12 protein-coding genes are annotated in these 15116 nt (G+C 51.5%); 7 read left to right on the top strand and 5 right to left on the bottom strand.

What is annotated here, in order from left to right:
• Window positions 1-419: 419 nt before the first annotated feature.
• Window positions 420-866: a hypothetical protein gene (locus KRAC_RS76675; protein WP_157507493.1), complete on the bottom strand. Its 447-nt coding sequence runs from the start codon at window positions 864-866 to the stop codon at window positions 420-422.
• A gap of 16 nt (window positions 867-882) precedes the next feature.
• On the opposite strand from KRAC_RS76675, the gene KRAC_RS76670 reads away from it, so the two are divergent.
• Window positions 883-1167, top strand: a complete 285-nt coding sequence (locus KRAC_RS76670) for a hypothetical protein (protein WP_040445607.1) — start codon at window positions 883-885, stop codon at window positions 1165-1167.
• 100 nt (window positions 1168-1267) lie between these two features.
• Here KRAC_RS76670 and KRAC_RS36395 read toward each other — a convergent pair whose 3' ends face one another.
• The 3 genes from KRAC_RS36395 to KRAC_RS36385 form a co-directional block, all read right to left on the bottom strand.
• Entirely contained in the window at window positions 1268-2101 is an 834-nt protein-coding gene (locus tag KRAC_RS36395; RefSeq protein ID WP_007916116.1) for an NAD-dependent epimerase/dehydratase family protein, read from the bottom strand.
• Between the two features lie 233 nt (window positions 2102-2334).
• Window positions 2335-3369 (bottom strand): aldo/keto reductase, encoded by a 1035-nt coding sequence (locus KRAC_RS36390; RefSeq protein WP_007916115.1) that lies wholly within the window; start codon window positions 3367-3369, stop codon window positions 2335-2337.
• 248 nt (window positions 3370-3617) lie between these two features.
• Window positions 3618-5396, bottom strand: a complete 1779-nt coding sequence (locus KRAC_RS36385; protein ID WP_007916113.1) for a thiamine pyrophosphate-requiring protein — start codon at window positions 5394-5396, stop codon at window positions 3618-3620.
• A 1280-nt stretch (window positions 5397-6676) separates the two neighbouring features.
• Between KRAC_RS36385 and ltrA the strand changes: the two genes are divergently transcribed.
• From ltrA to KRAC_RS36370, 4 genes are all read left to right on the top strand, one after another.
• A complete protein-coding gene (gene ltrA / locus KRAC_RS36380; protein WP_007915677.1) occupies window positions 6677-8482 on the top strand; it encodes a group II intron reverse transcriptase/maturase in 1806 nt (601 codons plus the stop codon).
• Window positions 8437-8964 (top strand): RNA-guided endonuclease InsQ/TnpB family protein, encoded by a 528-nt coding sequence (locus tag KRAC_RS76665; RefSeq protein ID WP_244422428.1) that lies wholly within the window; start codon window positions 8437-8439, stop codon window positions 8962-8964. Before ltrA ends, KRAC_RS76665 begins: the two co-directional genes overlap by 46 nt.
• Complete coding sequence (locus tag KRAC_RS76660) at window positions 8954-9214, top strand: transposase (RefSeq protein WP_244422427.1); 261 nt, start codon at window positions 8954-8956, stop codon at window positions 9212-9214. Before KRAC_RS76665 ends, KRAC_RS76660 begins: the two co-directional genes overlap by 11 nt.
• Window positions 9215-9524: 310 nt before the next feature.
• On the top strand, window positions 9525-10856 hold the full coding sequence (locus tag KRAC_RS36370; protein WP_040446522.1) for a hypothetical protein: 1332 nt from the start codon (window positions 9525-9527) through the stop codon (window positions 10854-10856).
• A gap of 322 nt (window positions 10857-11178) precedes the next feature.
• Here the strand turns inward: KRAC_RS36370 and KRAC_RS36360 are convergent, their stop codons facing one another.
• Window positions 11179-12153 carry an aldo/keto reductase gene (locus KRAC_RS36360; RefSeq protein WP_007916101.1) on the bottom strand — a complete coding sequence of 325 codons (975 nt, stop codon included), beginning with the start codon at window positions 12151-12153 and terminating at the stop codon, window positions 11179-11181.
• Window positions 12154-12843: 690 nt separating this feature from the next.
• On the opposite strand from KRAC_RS36360, the gene KRAC_RS36355 reads away from it, so the two are divergent.
• A complete protein-coding gene (locus tag KRAC_RS36355; RefSeq protein WP_007916099.1) occupies window positions 12844-13473 on the top strand; it encodes an IS607 family transposase in 630 nt (209 codons plus the stop codon).
• On the top strand, window positions 13433-14749 hold the full coding sequence (locus KRAC_RS36350; protein WP_007916097.1) for an RNA-guided endonuclease InsQ/TnpB family protein: 1317 nt from the start codon (window positions 13433-13435) through the stop codon (window positions 14747-14749). The genes KRAC_RS36355 and KRAC_RS36350 overlap by 41 nt, the downstream gene beginning before the upstream one ends.
• Window positions 14750-15116: the final 367 nt, after the last annotated feature.

Here is a 15116-nt window from a genome sequence, read left to right as displayed (position 1 = left end):
GTTCCGATTATCTGTTTTGCGCTGCCGTAGGTTTGTGCTATCCACCGGGTACGCTAGTGAGTGAGGCAGGGTATCACTACACTACCCTTTCACTTTCTCCATTGTTTCGCAGATTGGTACCTTACCTTTTGGTCAAGTCTATCAGCCTGTTTGACTTGTTCAACCTAACGATGGTTCCGTTGCACATTCGCGTTATTCATTCTGTTGAATGAACTGCTAACCATAGCCGCCTGACTCGGAGATGGGTCTGCTTCAGACTAGCAGTTTCCTCTCCTGGATACCCGCTTTACGGATTGAGGACCAGTCGCTACCGTAGGGCATCGTCTTTCCGTGCTCACTTCACAGGTGAGGAATTGCACCTCACGTCAGATAATCAGTTATCAAGACATTGATCAATGTCTTGCCAGCCTTCCCCTTACTTATCCAGCAAGTTTCGGCTGAACGGATCGCACGTAGCACTGATTGAGGCTTTTGAGGGGTTTGCCACTCACCAGACGAGGCACAAAGCCGGGCTTGTCGCTGGTGATGGCAGCCAGCACATTGACACCCACATCCACGGCTGCCCGAAGCTGTGGGTTGATCGCAGCCGGTTGGATCTCCTGCTCATAGACCACCTCCACCATGTAGCCATCGGCGCGTGGAACGATGCGAACCTGCCGGATGGCTTCCCAGGTGATCTGAGTTGCTATCTCGATGGGAAGTCCTGATGGGACCAGCTTGCCTGTGCGCTTGAATACCCTCTTGCCCAGGGCTTTTTTCTCGTAGATGAGCAGGAAACGGCCCTTGGTCTTGTCTTGATAGCCAGGGATCTTGGGGCGTCCCGTGAAGGTAGAGGGGTCTTCGCGATAGGCCTCCATTACGCGCAAAAAAGCTGCCCCAATTGTGGTGGAGCTGAATGAGGATGGCATTACTGACTTTGCGAGGGAGGGCACAATAGGCCTCGTGGTGTTTCAAGCGATGGAAGATGGCAGCGTAGGGCAGGTAGGTTCCCTCGTGAATGAAGGCTTGTCGGATCTGGTAATTGGCCTGGTTATAGAGGTTCTTGGAGGCAAAGGCTGCTCGATCAATGACGGCAAAGCGTGCATCCTGATGACGAATGAGATGTCGTTCGACCAACTGCACCTGGTGCCTCCTCCCTTTCCAACAACACGTCCTTCGTGTCGGTGAACCTCTCTTGGCGTTTCATGCAAGAACATTCTTTCTAACGAAACTCTACCAGAGATGTCTCCAGTTGTCAATATCTCGAATGATTTCTTGGAAACGTTTATCACACCTGTTCGCGCCAGGAATATTTGGGATTGTAGCCTAGTAGTTTGCGGGCTTTGTCGATCGAGAGCAGTGTCTCATGCTCGCCGACCCCCTCACGTAGTGGCACGCTGGGATAGACTTCGGCCATTAACTCGCTGTTGGTCTGATTCTGTGTAGTATCCGCAGCGGCAATAATAAAGGTTTCAGCTCCGGTGATATCGGCTTCGAGACCCAGGCGGCAACTCTGTGCGACATCACGGGCGTCGACGTATCCCCACAAATTCCATTTGCGCGTCAGTACGTTCTCTGAAAACGATGGGAAGCGAGCGTAGTCGTGTGGCTCCATGATATTAGAGAAGCGCAAACCTACAAAAGGAATGCCACTCCAGCGGTTGAATTGCCGTGCCATCTCTTCACTGATGACTTTGGAGAGCGCATAGCTGGACTCTGGATAGAGAGGATGCTGTTCATCGATAGGAGCATAACTGGGTTTCTCACGGTCGAAAGGCAGGCCCAGTGTGGTCTCACTTGATGCCCATACAACGCGCTTCAGACCTGATGAAACAGCTGCGCTAAAAATATTGTATGTACTGAGCGTATTATTGCGAAAGGTTGTGCCCTCTGTCTGCCTGCCAGGTGCCGGGATTGCGCCGAGATGCACGACGCCATAGGCTCCTTGAAGCACCTCGATGGTCTGCCCCAAATCTGTCAGATCAACTTTAAGGAATGGTGAAATCTCTTCACGAGGTGGCACCAGATCAACGTTGAGTACTTCATAATTATGATCTATGAGCTCGCGAATCACGGCTCTCCCGGCCTTGCCACTACCGCCGGTAACAACAATCTTTTTCATCAGACCTCCCGCTTCTGGATACCCCTGCCTAGAGGCATGGGAAGGAAAGAAGCGTTCCTTCCTCGGGGAGAGGAGTAGTGTTGCCGGTTGCTCCGTATGCCCTCAACGCAACAAATGTCGTCCGCCTTTGGGAAGAGTCGACCCGCCTCCTTGCTTCAGCGGATCGGCGTATCGGGCAAGACCACTGATAATCACCAGAGTGGGTCGTGCCATCTCCCAAACAGGTCACGTGATTATGCACTAGGAACCGGCAAAGGGTTTCGCTCGACGAACTGGCGCTGATGCCAGTATGGATAGATCGGCGTCGTTTCGCTGGCCGCATCGAGCTTCGCGACCTGTTCCTCAGTCAACTTCCAACCGTCTGCGCCGAGGTTCTGTCGCAACTGCGACTCGTCGCGGGCACCGATGATTACACTTGCCACCGTGGGGCGTTGCGACAACCAGTTCAGAGCGATCTGCGCCACAGTCTTGCCTGTTTCCGTGGCTACTTCATCCAGAGCGTCAACAACCTTGTAAAGCGACTCATCGGAAACTGGCGGCCCTTGATCTGCGGTCCGATGGAGTCTACTGCCGGCGGGGAGCGGTTGATTGCGACGGATTTTCCCAGTGAGACGCCCCCACCCGAGAGGGCTCCAGACGATCGTTCCAACCTTCTGATCGAGCGCGAGCGGCATGAGTTCCCATTCGTACTCGCGCCCGATGAGGGAGTAGTACGCCTGATGGGCCACATAGCGAGACCAGCCGTATTTTTCCGAGACGGCAAGTGACTTCATCAAATGCCAGCCAGAGAAATTAGAACAAGCGATGTAACGGACCTTGCCGGTTTGAACAAGATCATCGAGTGTCCGCAGCGTCTCCTCGACTGGAGTCAGCGCATCGAACCCATGCATGGTATAGATGTCGATGTAGTCCGTGTTCAGCCGACGCAGGCTGGCCTCACAAGCGCGTATCAGATGGTGGCGCGAAGAGCCGAGATCGTTGGGCCCTTCCCTCATACGGAAGGTCGCCTTGGTTGAAATGAGAACATTATCTCGTCGCCCGGAGATGGCTTTGCCGAGAATTTCTTCCGACATGCCGTTGGAATAGACATCTGCAGTATCAAACAGGTTGACGCCCGCCTCTAAACACATATCGATCAGACGGCTCGCTTCCGCAACGTCACTACTACCCCAGGCACGAAAGAAGTCGTTTCCACCGCCGAAGGTGCCTGTACCGAAACTGAGCACAGGGACTTTCAAACCGGAACCGCCGAGTTGTTTGTATTCCATTGGTTCGCTGCCTTTCACCAGGTAAAATTGTTTGGTGCGCCAGGGATACTTCATGCGCTTATTCAAATGGGTTTGCCGCAGCTTTCGGGTGATCTCGCTGGTTGTTAGAAAGCCTTGGACCATAATCGTGTATTTTAGCAGTGTGTCGAGCTTTGTCAGCGTTAGGGCTATTTTGATAAACTGTATAGTTCCTCAACTATACAGACAACTCTCCCAACTCAAGCGCGGAAGAGTCGTCAGTTACTGCCTTAACGCTTGCGTTCCATCACACTTTTGACTGCTTGCTTGACAACTCCAACTTCTTCTACATCCCCTCTGACCAGCGCCGCCGCGAAATTCTTGGCCTGCTCAATGGTGATATGGGGCGGCAAGGTTGCCACATTTGGGTCAGTGTAAACATTCACTACCACGGGTTGGCTGCTGGCGAAGGCCTCATCAAGTGCTGGGGCAAGCTGCTCTGGCCTCTCCACGCGTATGCCACGCAGTCCTATTGCCTCGGCCAGCCGTTCATATGCCTCGTCGGGTAGCGACTGCGTGAGCGGCAACCTGGGATTTCCCTCTTCAATACGCATCTCCCAGCTTACTTGATTGAGATCTTGATTGTTGAGAACAATCAAGATGAATTGGGGGTTACTCCAACGCTCAAAGTACTTCTGCACGGTAATCAGTTCATTGATGCCGTTCATCTGCATGGCACCATCTCCAGTAAAGCAGACGACCGGGCGCTCAGGATAGGCAAATTTAGCGGCAATTGCGTAGGGGACTGCAGCTCCCATGCTTGCCAAGGTGCCTGAGAGCGAACCCTTCATATTACCCCGAGCCTGAATGATGCGTCCATACCAATTGGCCGTTGTTCCAGCATCAGCGCTAAGAATGGCGTTATCGGGTAACCGTGATGAGAGTTCCCATGCCACCAGTTCTGGATTGATGGGGTGAGCGCCCTGATGTGCACTCTCTTCAAGCGTTTTCCACCAGTTGCGTACACCGGTCTCAATTTTTTTACGCCACGAGCGATCCGCCTTTTTGTGTAGCAAGGGAATGAGAGAGCGCAGCGTTTCTTTACTGTCACCAATGAGTGCTGCCTCCATGGGATAGCGTAAACTCAGCATACGCCCGTCTATATCGATCTGAACGCCGCGTGCCTGTCCCTCTTTGGGTAGGAACTCTGAGTAGGGGAAGCTAGAACCGATCATGAGTAGCGTGTCACATTCCATCATCATATCCCAGCTTGGTTTTGTCCCCAGTAGCCCGATACCACCCGTTACAAACGGTAGCGTATCGGGAAGTGCCATCTTTCCAAGCAGCGCTTTGGCCACGCCGCAGCCTAGCAGGTTGGCGACCTCGGCAACTTCGTTTCCCGCGTGCAGTGCGCCTGCTCCGACCAGGATAGCAACTTTCTTGCCATCATTCAAAATGTTCGCCGCGTGGTGTAGATCTTCTTGCTTTGGTATAACAAACGGCGCGGAGTAGCCGACGCCACTATGAATAGTGTTGTGGATGTGTGGCAGCGTCTCTATCGCATTCAGATCCTGTACATCCTTGGGCAGAATAATACAGGTAACAGTTCGTTCTGCGTGGGCAATGCGGAATGCACGGTCGATCACGTGACGGGCCTGTTTCGGGTCGTTTATCGTTTGTACATACTCGCTGGCGACATCTTTGAAGAGGTTTTGTAGGTCAATTTCTTGCTGATAGAAGCCTCCCATCGCATAGCGCGCCGATTGACCGACTATCGCGACGACCGGCTGATGGTCCAACTTTGCATCATACAAACCGTTTAGCAGGTGGATCGCGCCCGGACCCGATGTCGCCATACAAACTCCTACCTCGCCAGTGAATTTAGCATGCGCGCAAGCCATGAATGCTGCCATCTCTTCATGCCGCACTTGAATAAAATCAAATTTATCCTGCTGCCGTTCTAATGCTCCTAGTAGGCCATTAATGGCGTCTCCGGGATAGCCATAAATGCGTGTTACTCCCCACTGTGTGAGTCGCTCTAGAACGAAGTCGCTAACTTTTTTGCCCATGCTTTTCTATCTCCACAGTTTCTTGGTGTACGCATGCGGAAAAGATTTTGCGTCCCATATGGAAGGGTTGGTCAAACTGGTAAATAGTGCTTCAACGCTGCTTCTACTCTTGCCCAAAGTACGCAATAGGAGCTATCGTTATTCCATAGCTCGTCACGATATTTACCTGAATAACGTTACAAAACTTTTGGGATTCTCTTACAGAGATAGTGGCGAGAAAGCCACGGTCATTGATGCCGGGGATTGAGATTTGCCGATCCTCTTCTTCTGAAGAATACAGGTATGTCTTGTGATTCTCTTATCTTTTTCTCCGACTAACTACCAGGTAACAAAACCTGCTTATTCCTTTTTCACTTCTTAGCGGCTAAGAAATGCAGAGATTTTCTCTACGACATTTATCTTCACAAGCAGATCTTCACAGACTCTGCAACTTTAAAAGGCAAGTATTATCACTATAGCTTCCCAGCTAATTTTTTTCGTACATAGGAAGTAATATATTTAATGATTAGAACATTCAGGAGATTTCGAGCATGAAGAAGGAAGAACTTATCTAACCGCGCCAGAAGACCCCTGTTGCGCAAACATGGGGATGAATGGCGCGCTCCTTTCTTGGGGTGGATAGGGCAGTGCAAATTGTTGCATTTTTACACCGTAACTGCTATAATGTAACCTATGAAACAGAAACGCGCTTTCAAGTACCGCGTGTATCGTGCGACCCGTTTTGCTCCAAACCATGATAAATGGGGGACGAGCAGCGGTGTTTTTTTTGAAAGACACTGACAACTGTTTCTCTGACGAGAGGCGCAATTCCTCTCTCATTCGATAGGAATGGATAGCATCATCCCCACTGTAGCGACTGGCCCTCAATCAGTGAAGCGGGATGAAACGGGGGATGCCTCATAAACCTGATATGAGGACACCTTCTAGCTGGCTACTACGGTGAGAAGCCTGTCTAACAAGGCAGATAAAACGAATGCATGACTGAACCATCGTTACGGAAAACTGGCTTACGCAGGATAACAAGCCAGCCCAAAACGGGAACGAGTCGAGTACACAATGGAGATGGTACAGCTCCATTGCCTATCTGTCAGGACTCCGGTGGAGAATGCACACCTACGGTAGCGCAAAACAGAGCAACGGAACGGAGTAACCGCGTGTTTGCTCTCATGGGGGTCGATACCATGAGCAGGTGCCAACCGCAAGCAGCACGACGGAAGGATTGTCCAAGAAGCGAATGCCTCTCGGAAAGCGAGAGGATAGGCTGACGTGGACACAGTTGTATGGAAAGTAGAAGATCAAGTACGATAGCAAATAGGAAAGCACCCAGGATCAAGAAGAAAATTGACCCTGAGAGTGAGGCTTGGAACAAGTTGCCCTGGCGCAAGTTTGAGCAGCATGTCTACCGCATCCAAAAGAGAATCTACCGAGCCAGTCAACGTGGCAATCAACGTGCAGTCCAAAAACTTCAAAAGCTCTTGATGAAATCGGAAGCAGCAAGGCTTCTTGCTGTACGCCGCGTCTCACAGGATAACCAGGGCAAGAAAACAGCGGGGGTTGATGGAGTGAAGAACTTGAAACCTCAACAGAGGCGACAGGTGGCATCGCTCATTCATCCCAAACAATGGCCGCAGAAAGTAAAACCAGTCCGAAGGGTATTTATCCCCAAGCCTGGAAAAAACGAACAACGGCCTTTAGGGATTCCTACGATGTATGAGCGCGGACGACAATGTCTTGTGAAATCCGCGCTCGAACCAGAATGGGAAGCTCGCTTTGAGGTGAACAGCTATGGTTTTCGCCCTGGACGATCCTGTCACGATGCTATCGCAGCAATCTTTCTGGATATCGGAAAAAAGGCAAAATATGTCCTTGACGCTGACATCCGGGGCTGTTTCGATAACATTGACCAGACAGCACTCTTGAAAAAACTTCAGACCTATCCACGTCTGAGACAGGCCGTCCAGGCCTGGCTCAAATCGGGAGTCATGACAGAGGGGGAATTCACACCTACACCCAGCGGAACCCCGCAGGGTGGCGTTGTCTCTCCTTTACTCATGAATATAGCGTTGTACGGGCTGGAAGAGGCTCTCAAAGGCGTAAAGAGGACCACAAGGGATAAACCCCAAATGGTACGATACGCCGATGATCTAGTGGTCTTTCATTCAACGCTAGAAACCATCCTTGAAGTGAAAACAAGAATCAATGACTGGTTAAGGGACATGGGACTGGAACTGAAGCCAAGTAAAACGAGAATAAGCCACACGCTCACACCCTATGAAGGAAATGTGGGATTCGAGTTTCTAGGATTTTCCATCCGGCAATATCCGGTAGGAAAGAACCGTACAGGGACAAACTCACAAGGCACTCCGCTTGGCTTCAAAACGATCATCAAACCGAGCAAAGAAGCCGTCAAACGACACATAGCCCAGATGAAGCAGCAAATCAACAAACGGAGATCAGCGCCGCAAGGACAACTGATTAAGGAACTTTCTGCCATCATCAGGGGATGGTCCAACTACTACAGAACAGTCTGCTCCAAGGCTGAGTACAGTAGATGTGACTACATTCTTCAGCAACAGCTATGGTCGTGGGCAATTCGTAGGCACCCAAACAAAAACAGACATTGGATTAGGCAAAGGTACTGGAAGAGAGGCGAAGGCCAATACAGCATCTTTGCAACCTCCGAAGATTATGACCTGAGAAGGCATGATGCGACGAAGATCCAACGACATGTCAAAGTAAAAGGTGCTGCCAGCCCCTATGACGGAAACCTCATGTATTGGAGCCAACGACTGAAAAACCACCCAACAACGAGAGGAACACTGGCGATGCTGCTTCTGAAGCAGCAAGGCAAGTGTAGATGGTGCGATTTGCAGTTCCGCGAAGGAGATCAAATCGAGATAGACCACATCACTCCTAAAAGTGAGGGAGGAGGAGAGGAACTGAGTAACAAGTGTGCTCTCCACCGACATTGCCACGACCAAAGACATGGTACCCATAACAAGGGCCATATGATTGAGGAGCCGAGTGAAGAGAAATCTTCATGCTCGGTTTTGCAGACGAGCGGATGGGGCGACCCATGCGCTTAGTTTATCCCACGCCAGAACAACAGCAGATCCTTGCTCAAACCTTTGGGTGCTGTCGCTTCGTCTATAACTGGGCATTGCGCAAGAAAACCGATGCCTATTACAACGACCATCAGCGACTCTATTACAAAGAGTTGAGTCTCCTGTTGACTGACTTGAAAAAGCAAGAAGAGACACACTGGTTGAACGCCGTTTCTAGCGTGCCCTTGCAGCAAGCTCTTCGTCACCTGGACAAAGCGTTTCTCAACTTCTTTGAAGGGCGTGCCAAGTACCCCACCTTCCACAAAAAACACAACAATCAATCCGCCACCTATACCGCAAACGCTTTTACCTGGCACAATGGAGCTATCACACTCGCCAAGATGAACGCCCCCCTTGATATACGCTGGTCGCGCCCTCTGCCAAAAGACGCACCCCCTTCGAGTGTGACCATCTCCAAAGACTGTGCTGGCCGTTACGCGCATCAGCATCCTTGTGGAAGATGAGATTGAGCATGTACCTGCCAATGAGCAGGTGATTGGTGCTGATCTTGGCTTAAAGTCCTTTGTGGTCCTCTCAACAGGCGAAGTGGTGGGCAATCCCAGGTTCTTCCACAAGGATGAAAAGAAACTTGCCAAAGCCCAACGTTGTCATGCCAGGAAGAAAAAGGGCTCAAAAAACCGAGACAAGGCACGTCTCAAAGTAGCACGCATTCATGCCCGTATCGCTGATCGCCGCCGTGACGCGCCTGCATAAACTGTCGACCCGACTCATAACGCGAGAACCAAGTGGTGTCCTGAGTGAAGCCATTGCGCACGACTTGCCAAAGGACATCTGCTTCTTGTAGAGTATCAAAGGACCAGAGGCCATCCTCTGCAAAAGAAGCGCAGCATTGAGCGGGGAACCGACGGATAAAGGCGAGTAGACGAAAAACAAAGATACAGATAGAAAGTCCTATAGTTCCGGGATAAGCACGTTGACTGGAAGGAATACTGATAGGGGATCGGAATGGAACATCTCAGAAAACGTAAGGTGAACAGCATGCGTAAGAGGATTTGTGATGCATATGAGTAACATGGAAAAGCTGTTTCAATCGCTTCATCAGAGAAAAAGACCAGAAGATATTGCGCAATTGATCGTAGAGCAGTTGGGCGACCAGCTCAGTGGAAAGCAAAAAGCCGTCCTACAACAGGCTGCCCAGGGATCACTCAAACAACACTTCCTGGCATATACCTCCATGCTGGAAGACTTCGCAAGACCAGTTGGCCTTGTTCGCCAGGCCGCAGTTGCCGGACAGTTATTCGCTACTCCTCCTCTCGCTGCAGATCAATGTGATGATCCTACGCTTGTCGAGGACTATATTCGCCAGGTCAGCCAGCAGATCAGGAAAGATTTTGGACGGAACGATTTTCAAACGCATCGATTGAATCATGGAGCTCGGAAGGTTGCTGGCCTGGACCTCTCGCGACGGCGTTACAACAAGCTCTTCCGCATACTCACGCGAATGGAGGCCAAACTTCAGACGCTGATCTGCGAATGGAAAAAACTGGAATGGACGCAGATGGGCAAATCGGGCTTTAGCTCAAAGCTCTCCTGGGAATCGTTCGCCGCAGATGAGAATAGCGCCTGCTTCATCGCCTATTATGCGGCTCGCTGTAACTTGCGAAGTGAGTTCACGATTGCTGGGCAGCAGAAACCATATGATGAGATAGCAGATATGTTATTCTCCCGCTGCCGAGAGAGTGCTACCACCAACTGGTGGGCCATTGCTCATGCTTATCCAACCCAGGATGTGCTGGTGCATCTGAGCGATGAACAGAAGGGGGATTTACTCGGGAAATGGTTTACCGTCTTGCAAGAAATAGCGGGACTGCTTGAGGAGACATGGGGAAAATCACATATTCGGCGAGAAACGATGGTTGTTCGGCCTGGGAATGACTCCAGTACCTGGAATATTCTGGCAGGGGCGTGGAACAGAGCCAGAGACCACTGGGTTGCTTTGGTCTATGCACTGGGCATGGAAGAAATACTTGAGAAGATTTGTCCAGGGAAAGTCCTCAGGCTCATGGCCGCTGACGTAGTAGCATGGCACTACAGGTCAGGGGGAAAGCTTGATACCAATACCGAGGTGTGGAAGGAACTTCCTCTTCCTTGGGAAGTGCTTTCGGGAACCGCTACTTGCACACGCCAGATGGTAGAAGACGTGTGCCGAAAACATGGCCTAGACTCAGAGCAGTCAGGGTGGACGACGCCAAGGCCACGAAAAGCGGTCGCACAATTTCGACCTACTCCTGAACTGGTGCATGGGGTTACCGTTGAAAATCCCTATCTCGCCACCTTCTTACGAAAAGCAGGGTTCTTTTCAGGAAAACAGATTAAATTATCGCATCTTCATTGACGAGTCACTTTGCACAGGAGTATACTTGCTGTGGTTTCCGGGGTAGCTCAGTGGTAGAGCGGTTGGCTCTAGGTCCGACTGGACGCAGGTTCGAGCCCTGCCCCCGGATTATTTCCACCAAGGGATGCCTTATCGATTGAAGACGGCAAGATGGTCTCTCTCTGCTCCCAGCATCCACCAAATCACATACTTTTCAGGTAATACGTTTCACACTACACTTTGCACAAGATTACATCCTGCCTCTTTTGATAGGTATCATTTCCCTCTTGTCTTATTTCTCTGTTGACATCCTCCCCATGGCTTTAGCCGTGGGGAGTCGTCACTAGGCGTTTACATCCTTAGGATGTGCAGTAACAAAACTAGTGATCAGCTGAAGCTCATCCTCGCTCAAATGGAAGTCAGCGGCTGCAGCCAGTTCTGCAATCTGCTGAGGGCGGCGTGCACCAACAATGGCGGCAGTAACGGTGGGATTGCTTAGCGTCCAGGCTATAGCAACGGTACCGGCTGTGACATTGTGCTCTTTACCAATGAGGTCCAGTAACGCAGCTATCTGGAGATTACGCTCAAGATTTGCGCCCGTGAAGTTAGGATGTGTTTTGCGCCAGTCATCCTCTGCCAGCTGATTCATGCGCTTCTTGCTCATTGCCCCCGTCAGCAAACCAGAAGCCATTGGTGAATAAACGATGACCCCAATATCATGTTGTCCACAATAAGGTAAAATCTCTTTCTCTACATCAGGGCGGACTAGAGAGTAGGGTGGCTGAAGCGTCTCGACGGGTGCGATTTTCTCAGCACGTTGCATCTGCTCGACGGAGAAATTAGAAACACCAATATGGCGTACTTTGCCTTCTTTTTTTAGTTCGGCGAGTGTGCTCCAGCCTTCTTCAAGGTCGGGATCAGGATTAGGCCAGTGAATCTGGTAAAGGTCGATCACATCAATGTCGAGTCGTCGCAAGCTGTCCTCAACCTCACGTTTGATCGACGCTGCTTTGAGGCTATTGGTCACTCCTCTCTCTTCATTGTTTTCTCCCCAAACCAGAGAGCACTTGGTGAAGATATAGGGACGTTCGCGTCCCTTAATCGCTCTCCCTACGACCTCTTCGGAATGGCCTAGACCATAAGCGGCAGCTGTGTCAATCCAGTTGATGCCCAGATCCAGTGCGCGCTTGATGGTATCCTCTGATTCATGGTCATCTTGTGGGCCCCAGCCAGCTTTCCATGGGCCACCAATTGCCCAAGCTCCCAGGCCAATAGGTGTAATCTGTATATCAGTTTTTCCGAAACGTTTTTTTTGCATGACTGTACCTCTTCACAATATTTCTTGTCGTGACACGATGATACATGAGAGATTCATCGGCTATGATGGACCTGAGGTGCTCTTGTCTTCCTGTGAGCAGTGAGGAAATGATAAACGACTATTGAGTAATTGAATAGTACGCACTTTCGTTGCACATACTTACCTCAAGGTTACCAGTGGATTGACACACTTCATCTGAAACGCTGCCGTCTGAGGCAGGGGGAGAAATTGGAAGTATAGCCTCCCCCCTGCCTCAGACGGCACCATAGGTGCGAGCGTAAGGAATTCCCTCTCTTGTATGTGCCGAAGTGAAGGATGTCACGATCAAGCGGGGACGAAAGGGCAAGGCTCCTTGACCCGGTTCTAGTGCTGCATCCCACTCGCTTCCCCACTTGCCACTGTCGGCGGCAATCGGACAGTTGAAGTAGTTCGTCCACGAGCAGATGTTGGAGAGAGGTGTGCATTCCTATCAGTCACCACACCCCATGCATAAATGCAGAGGCTTGCACCTCACCTCCCTCTCACCAGGGGACCAGGGGTGGACGCATTGACCAGCAAAGCCTGAAGGCCGTTGGGACGGGTGACAAGGCTTTCAACCAAAGCCCCTCGGACGTATCCGAGCGCCCCACACGAAAAGGAGATATGTACCAGGTATTGACAAAGTGTGTGAAAGTGAACTAAAATTATTACATGTACTCAGTCACACAGTTTGCCAAGCAGGTGGGTGTCAGCGTGAAAACGTTGCAGCGCTGGGACCGGGAAGGTAGGCTCAAAGCCAAACGAACGCTTTCTGGGCGTCGCTATTATACTGAGGCCGATCTGGCCACGGCGCTCAACCTTCCTCAGCGACCAGCCGCTCGCCGCACGATCGCCTATTGCCGGGTGTCCAGTCCTGCTCAACGACCGGACTTGCAGAACCAACGAGTAGCGCTCTCGAGCTACGCGGTCTCAAAGCAGCTAGTGGTGGACGAGTGGATGATGGAGATTGGTGGGGGTCTCAATGTTGAGCGCAAACGGTTTCTGGCTCTGGTGGATGCCATTGTGGCAGGAGAAGTGGAGCGTGTGCTCATTGCTCACCAGGATCGGCTGGCGCGCTTTGGCTTTGCTCTGATCAAGCATCTGTGCGAGACCCACCACACGGAATTGGTCGTGATGAACACGGAGACGCTCTCTCCAGAACAAGAGCTTGTCCAGGATGTGATGAGCATTCTCCACTGTTTTTCATCGAGATTGGATGGCCTGCGGAATTACCGCAAAGCGGTAGAAAAGGCGCTGAAGGATGAAAACCGCGCACAAGATCCGGATGAACCCCACTCCTGAACAGGTAGAGTATCTCAAACGAGCCTGTGGCACGAGGCGCTTTATCTACAACTGGGGACGGGAGCAGTGGGAGAAGCAGTATCAGGCGTATACAGCTGAGCAGGAAATCGTTCCTGAAGAGCAGCGCGTGCTCAAACCGCCACATGCCCTCGCACTCAAGAAGCAATTCAACCAGATCCGGGAGCAGGAATATCCGTGGACCTATCAGGTGACGAAGTGTGTGGTGGGAGGTGCGTTCGATGACCTCAAAAACGCCTATGACAACTTCTTCGCGGGGAGAGCGAACTACCCCCAGTACAAGAAAAAGGGGAAGTCGCACGAGTCGTTCTATCTCTCCAACGATAAATTCGTCGTGGGGACCCATTGGATCTCCATTCCTGGCTTGGGTCGCTTCATCCTCGATCAACGCCAAACGAAGAAGGACCGCGGCAAGCTCTTACGCAAACTGGGAACGGTGAACCTCGCCGAAAAACTGCGCTTCGTCGAAAAGGGGAAAGCCACCACTCCCACGAAGAAGCGCAACAAGCGCAAGCACGTCGTGTGCGAACGCGTCAAGATCCTGGGGGCGACGGTCTGCTGTGAAGCGGGCCACTGGTACGTCTCCATCCGGGTAGAAACCACACGGGAGTGCCCCAACACTCCCGAACCAGTGGTGGGGGTAGATGTGGGCGTAAAGCAAGCTGCTGTAGTGAGCGATGGACGCAGGCTTGAGAACCAAAGGCCATTAGCGCTCCATCTCAAGAAACTCGGCAAGCTGCAACGCCAACTCAGTAAAAAACAGAAGACGAAAGACCCTCAAACCAAGCGAACCGTGTTCAGTAAGAATTACGAGAAGCAACGGCTCAAGGTCGCGCGCAAGCATCAGCAGATCGCCAACATGCGCCGAGATGTGCAGCACAAGTTCACGACCGAACTGGCGCGCACCTGTGGAGCCATCGGCATCGAAGACCTCAACATCCTGGGGATGATGGCCAACCGGAAGCTGTCGCGTGCCGTGGCTGATGCCGCGATGGGGCAACTGTTGCAGTTCCTCAAGACCAAAGTGGCCAACGCCGGGGGAGAGCTCTTCATCGCCTCTCGCTGGTTTCCTTCGACCAAACGCTGTTCGTGCTGCGGGCATGTCAAGAAACGCATGCCGCTCAAACACCGCACCTACCAGTGCCAGATCTGTGGACTGGTGATCGACCGGGATTTGAACGCCGCTTTGAACCTGGCCTGGTTCGCCATGGAAATGCTTCGCCAACGAGCAGAGCCTCAAGTTGGCCGTCCTGGGTAGTGGCTACGACCGTGACGTTAAATGCCTGTGGAGCTGGTGTGAGACCGAAACGAGAGGGCTGATCCAAAGGTTCTCGTGCAATGGCAACTGGCTGAGAAACAGGAACAACTGACCGCTCGGGAGTGTTTACACACGTTCGAGTATGAGAAAGGTAGCAGTACACAGGTTGACTCGTGTACAGGGCGTTGGCGCTCATGCCGATTCGTGCATGCTGAACAGTCTGGCTAACGCAGGTATCCATGCGTCACAAACAGTTTCTCTTGAGTCAGAGGAGTGCCTTTGCTCTAGCCTGTTCTTAGCGTCTCTATTTTTATTCTTGTTCAAGACAACAAAACCGGAAAGGAGAGGGCAGACCCCGCCACCCATG

This window comes from Ktedonobacter racemifer DSM 44963, assembly GCF_000178855.1.
GTDB lineage: Bacteria > Chloroflexota > Ktedonobacteria > Ktedonobacterales > Ktedonobacteraceae > Ktedonobacter > Ktedonobacter racemifer.
The sequence above is the reverse complement of the archived record's forward strand: the minus strand, read 5'-3'. Positions and strand labels throughout refer to the sequence as shown.

Excerpts from the sequence above, each read along its gene's own strand:
- KRAC_RS36370 (WP_040446522.1), top strand. The coding sequence starts at position 9,525 with ATGAGTAACATGGAAAAGCTGTTTCAATCGCTTCATCAGAGAAAAAGA.
- KRAC_RS36385 (WP_007916113.1), bottom strand. The coding sequence starts at position 5,396 with ATGGGCAAAAAAGTTAGCGACTTCGTTCTAGAGCGACTCACACAGTGG.
- KRAC_RS36390 (WP_007916115.1), bottom strand. The coding sequence starts at position 3,369 with ATGGAATACAAACAACTCGGCGGTTCCGGTTTGAAAGTCCCTGTGCTC.
- KRAC_RS36395 (WP_007916116.1), bottom strand. The coding sequence starts at position 2,101 with ATGAAAAAGATTGTTGTTACCGGCGGTAGTGGCAAGGCCGGGAGAGCC.
- ltrA (WP_007915677.1), top strand. The coding sequence starts at position 6,677 with ATGGAAAGTAGAAGATCAAGTACGATAGCAAATAGGAAAGCACCCAGG.
- KRAC_RS36355 (WP_007916099.1), top strand. The coding sequence starts at position 12,844 with ATGTACTCAGTCACACAGTTTGCCAAGCAGGTGGGTGTCAGCGTGAAA.
- KRAC_RS36360 (WP_007916101.1), bottom strand. The coding sequence starts at position 12,153 with ATGCAAAAAAAACGTTTCGGAAAAACTGATATACAGATTACACCTATT.
- KRAC_RS36350 (WP_007916097.1), top strand. The coding sequence starts at position 13,433 with ATGAAAACCGCGCACAAGATCCGGATGAACCCCACTCCTGAACAGGTA.
- KRAC_RS76665 (WP_244422428.1), top strand. The coding sequence starts at position 8,437 with ATGCTCGGTTTTGCAGACGAGCGGATGGGGCGACCCATGCGCTTAGTT.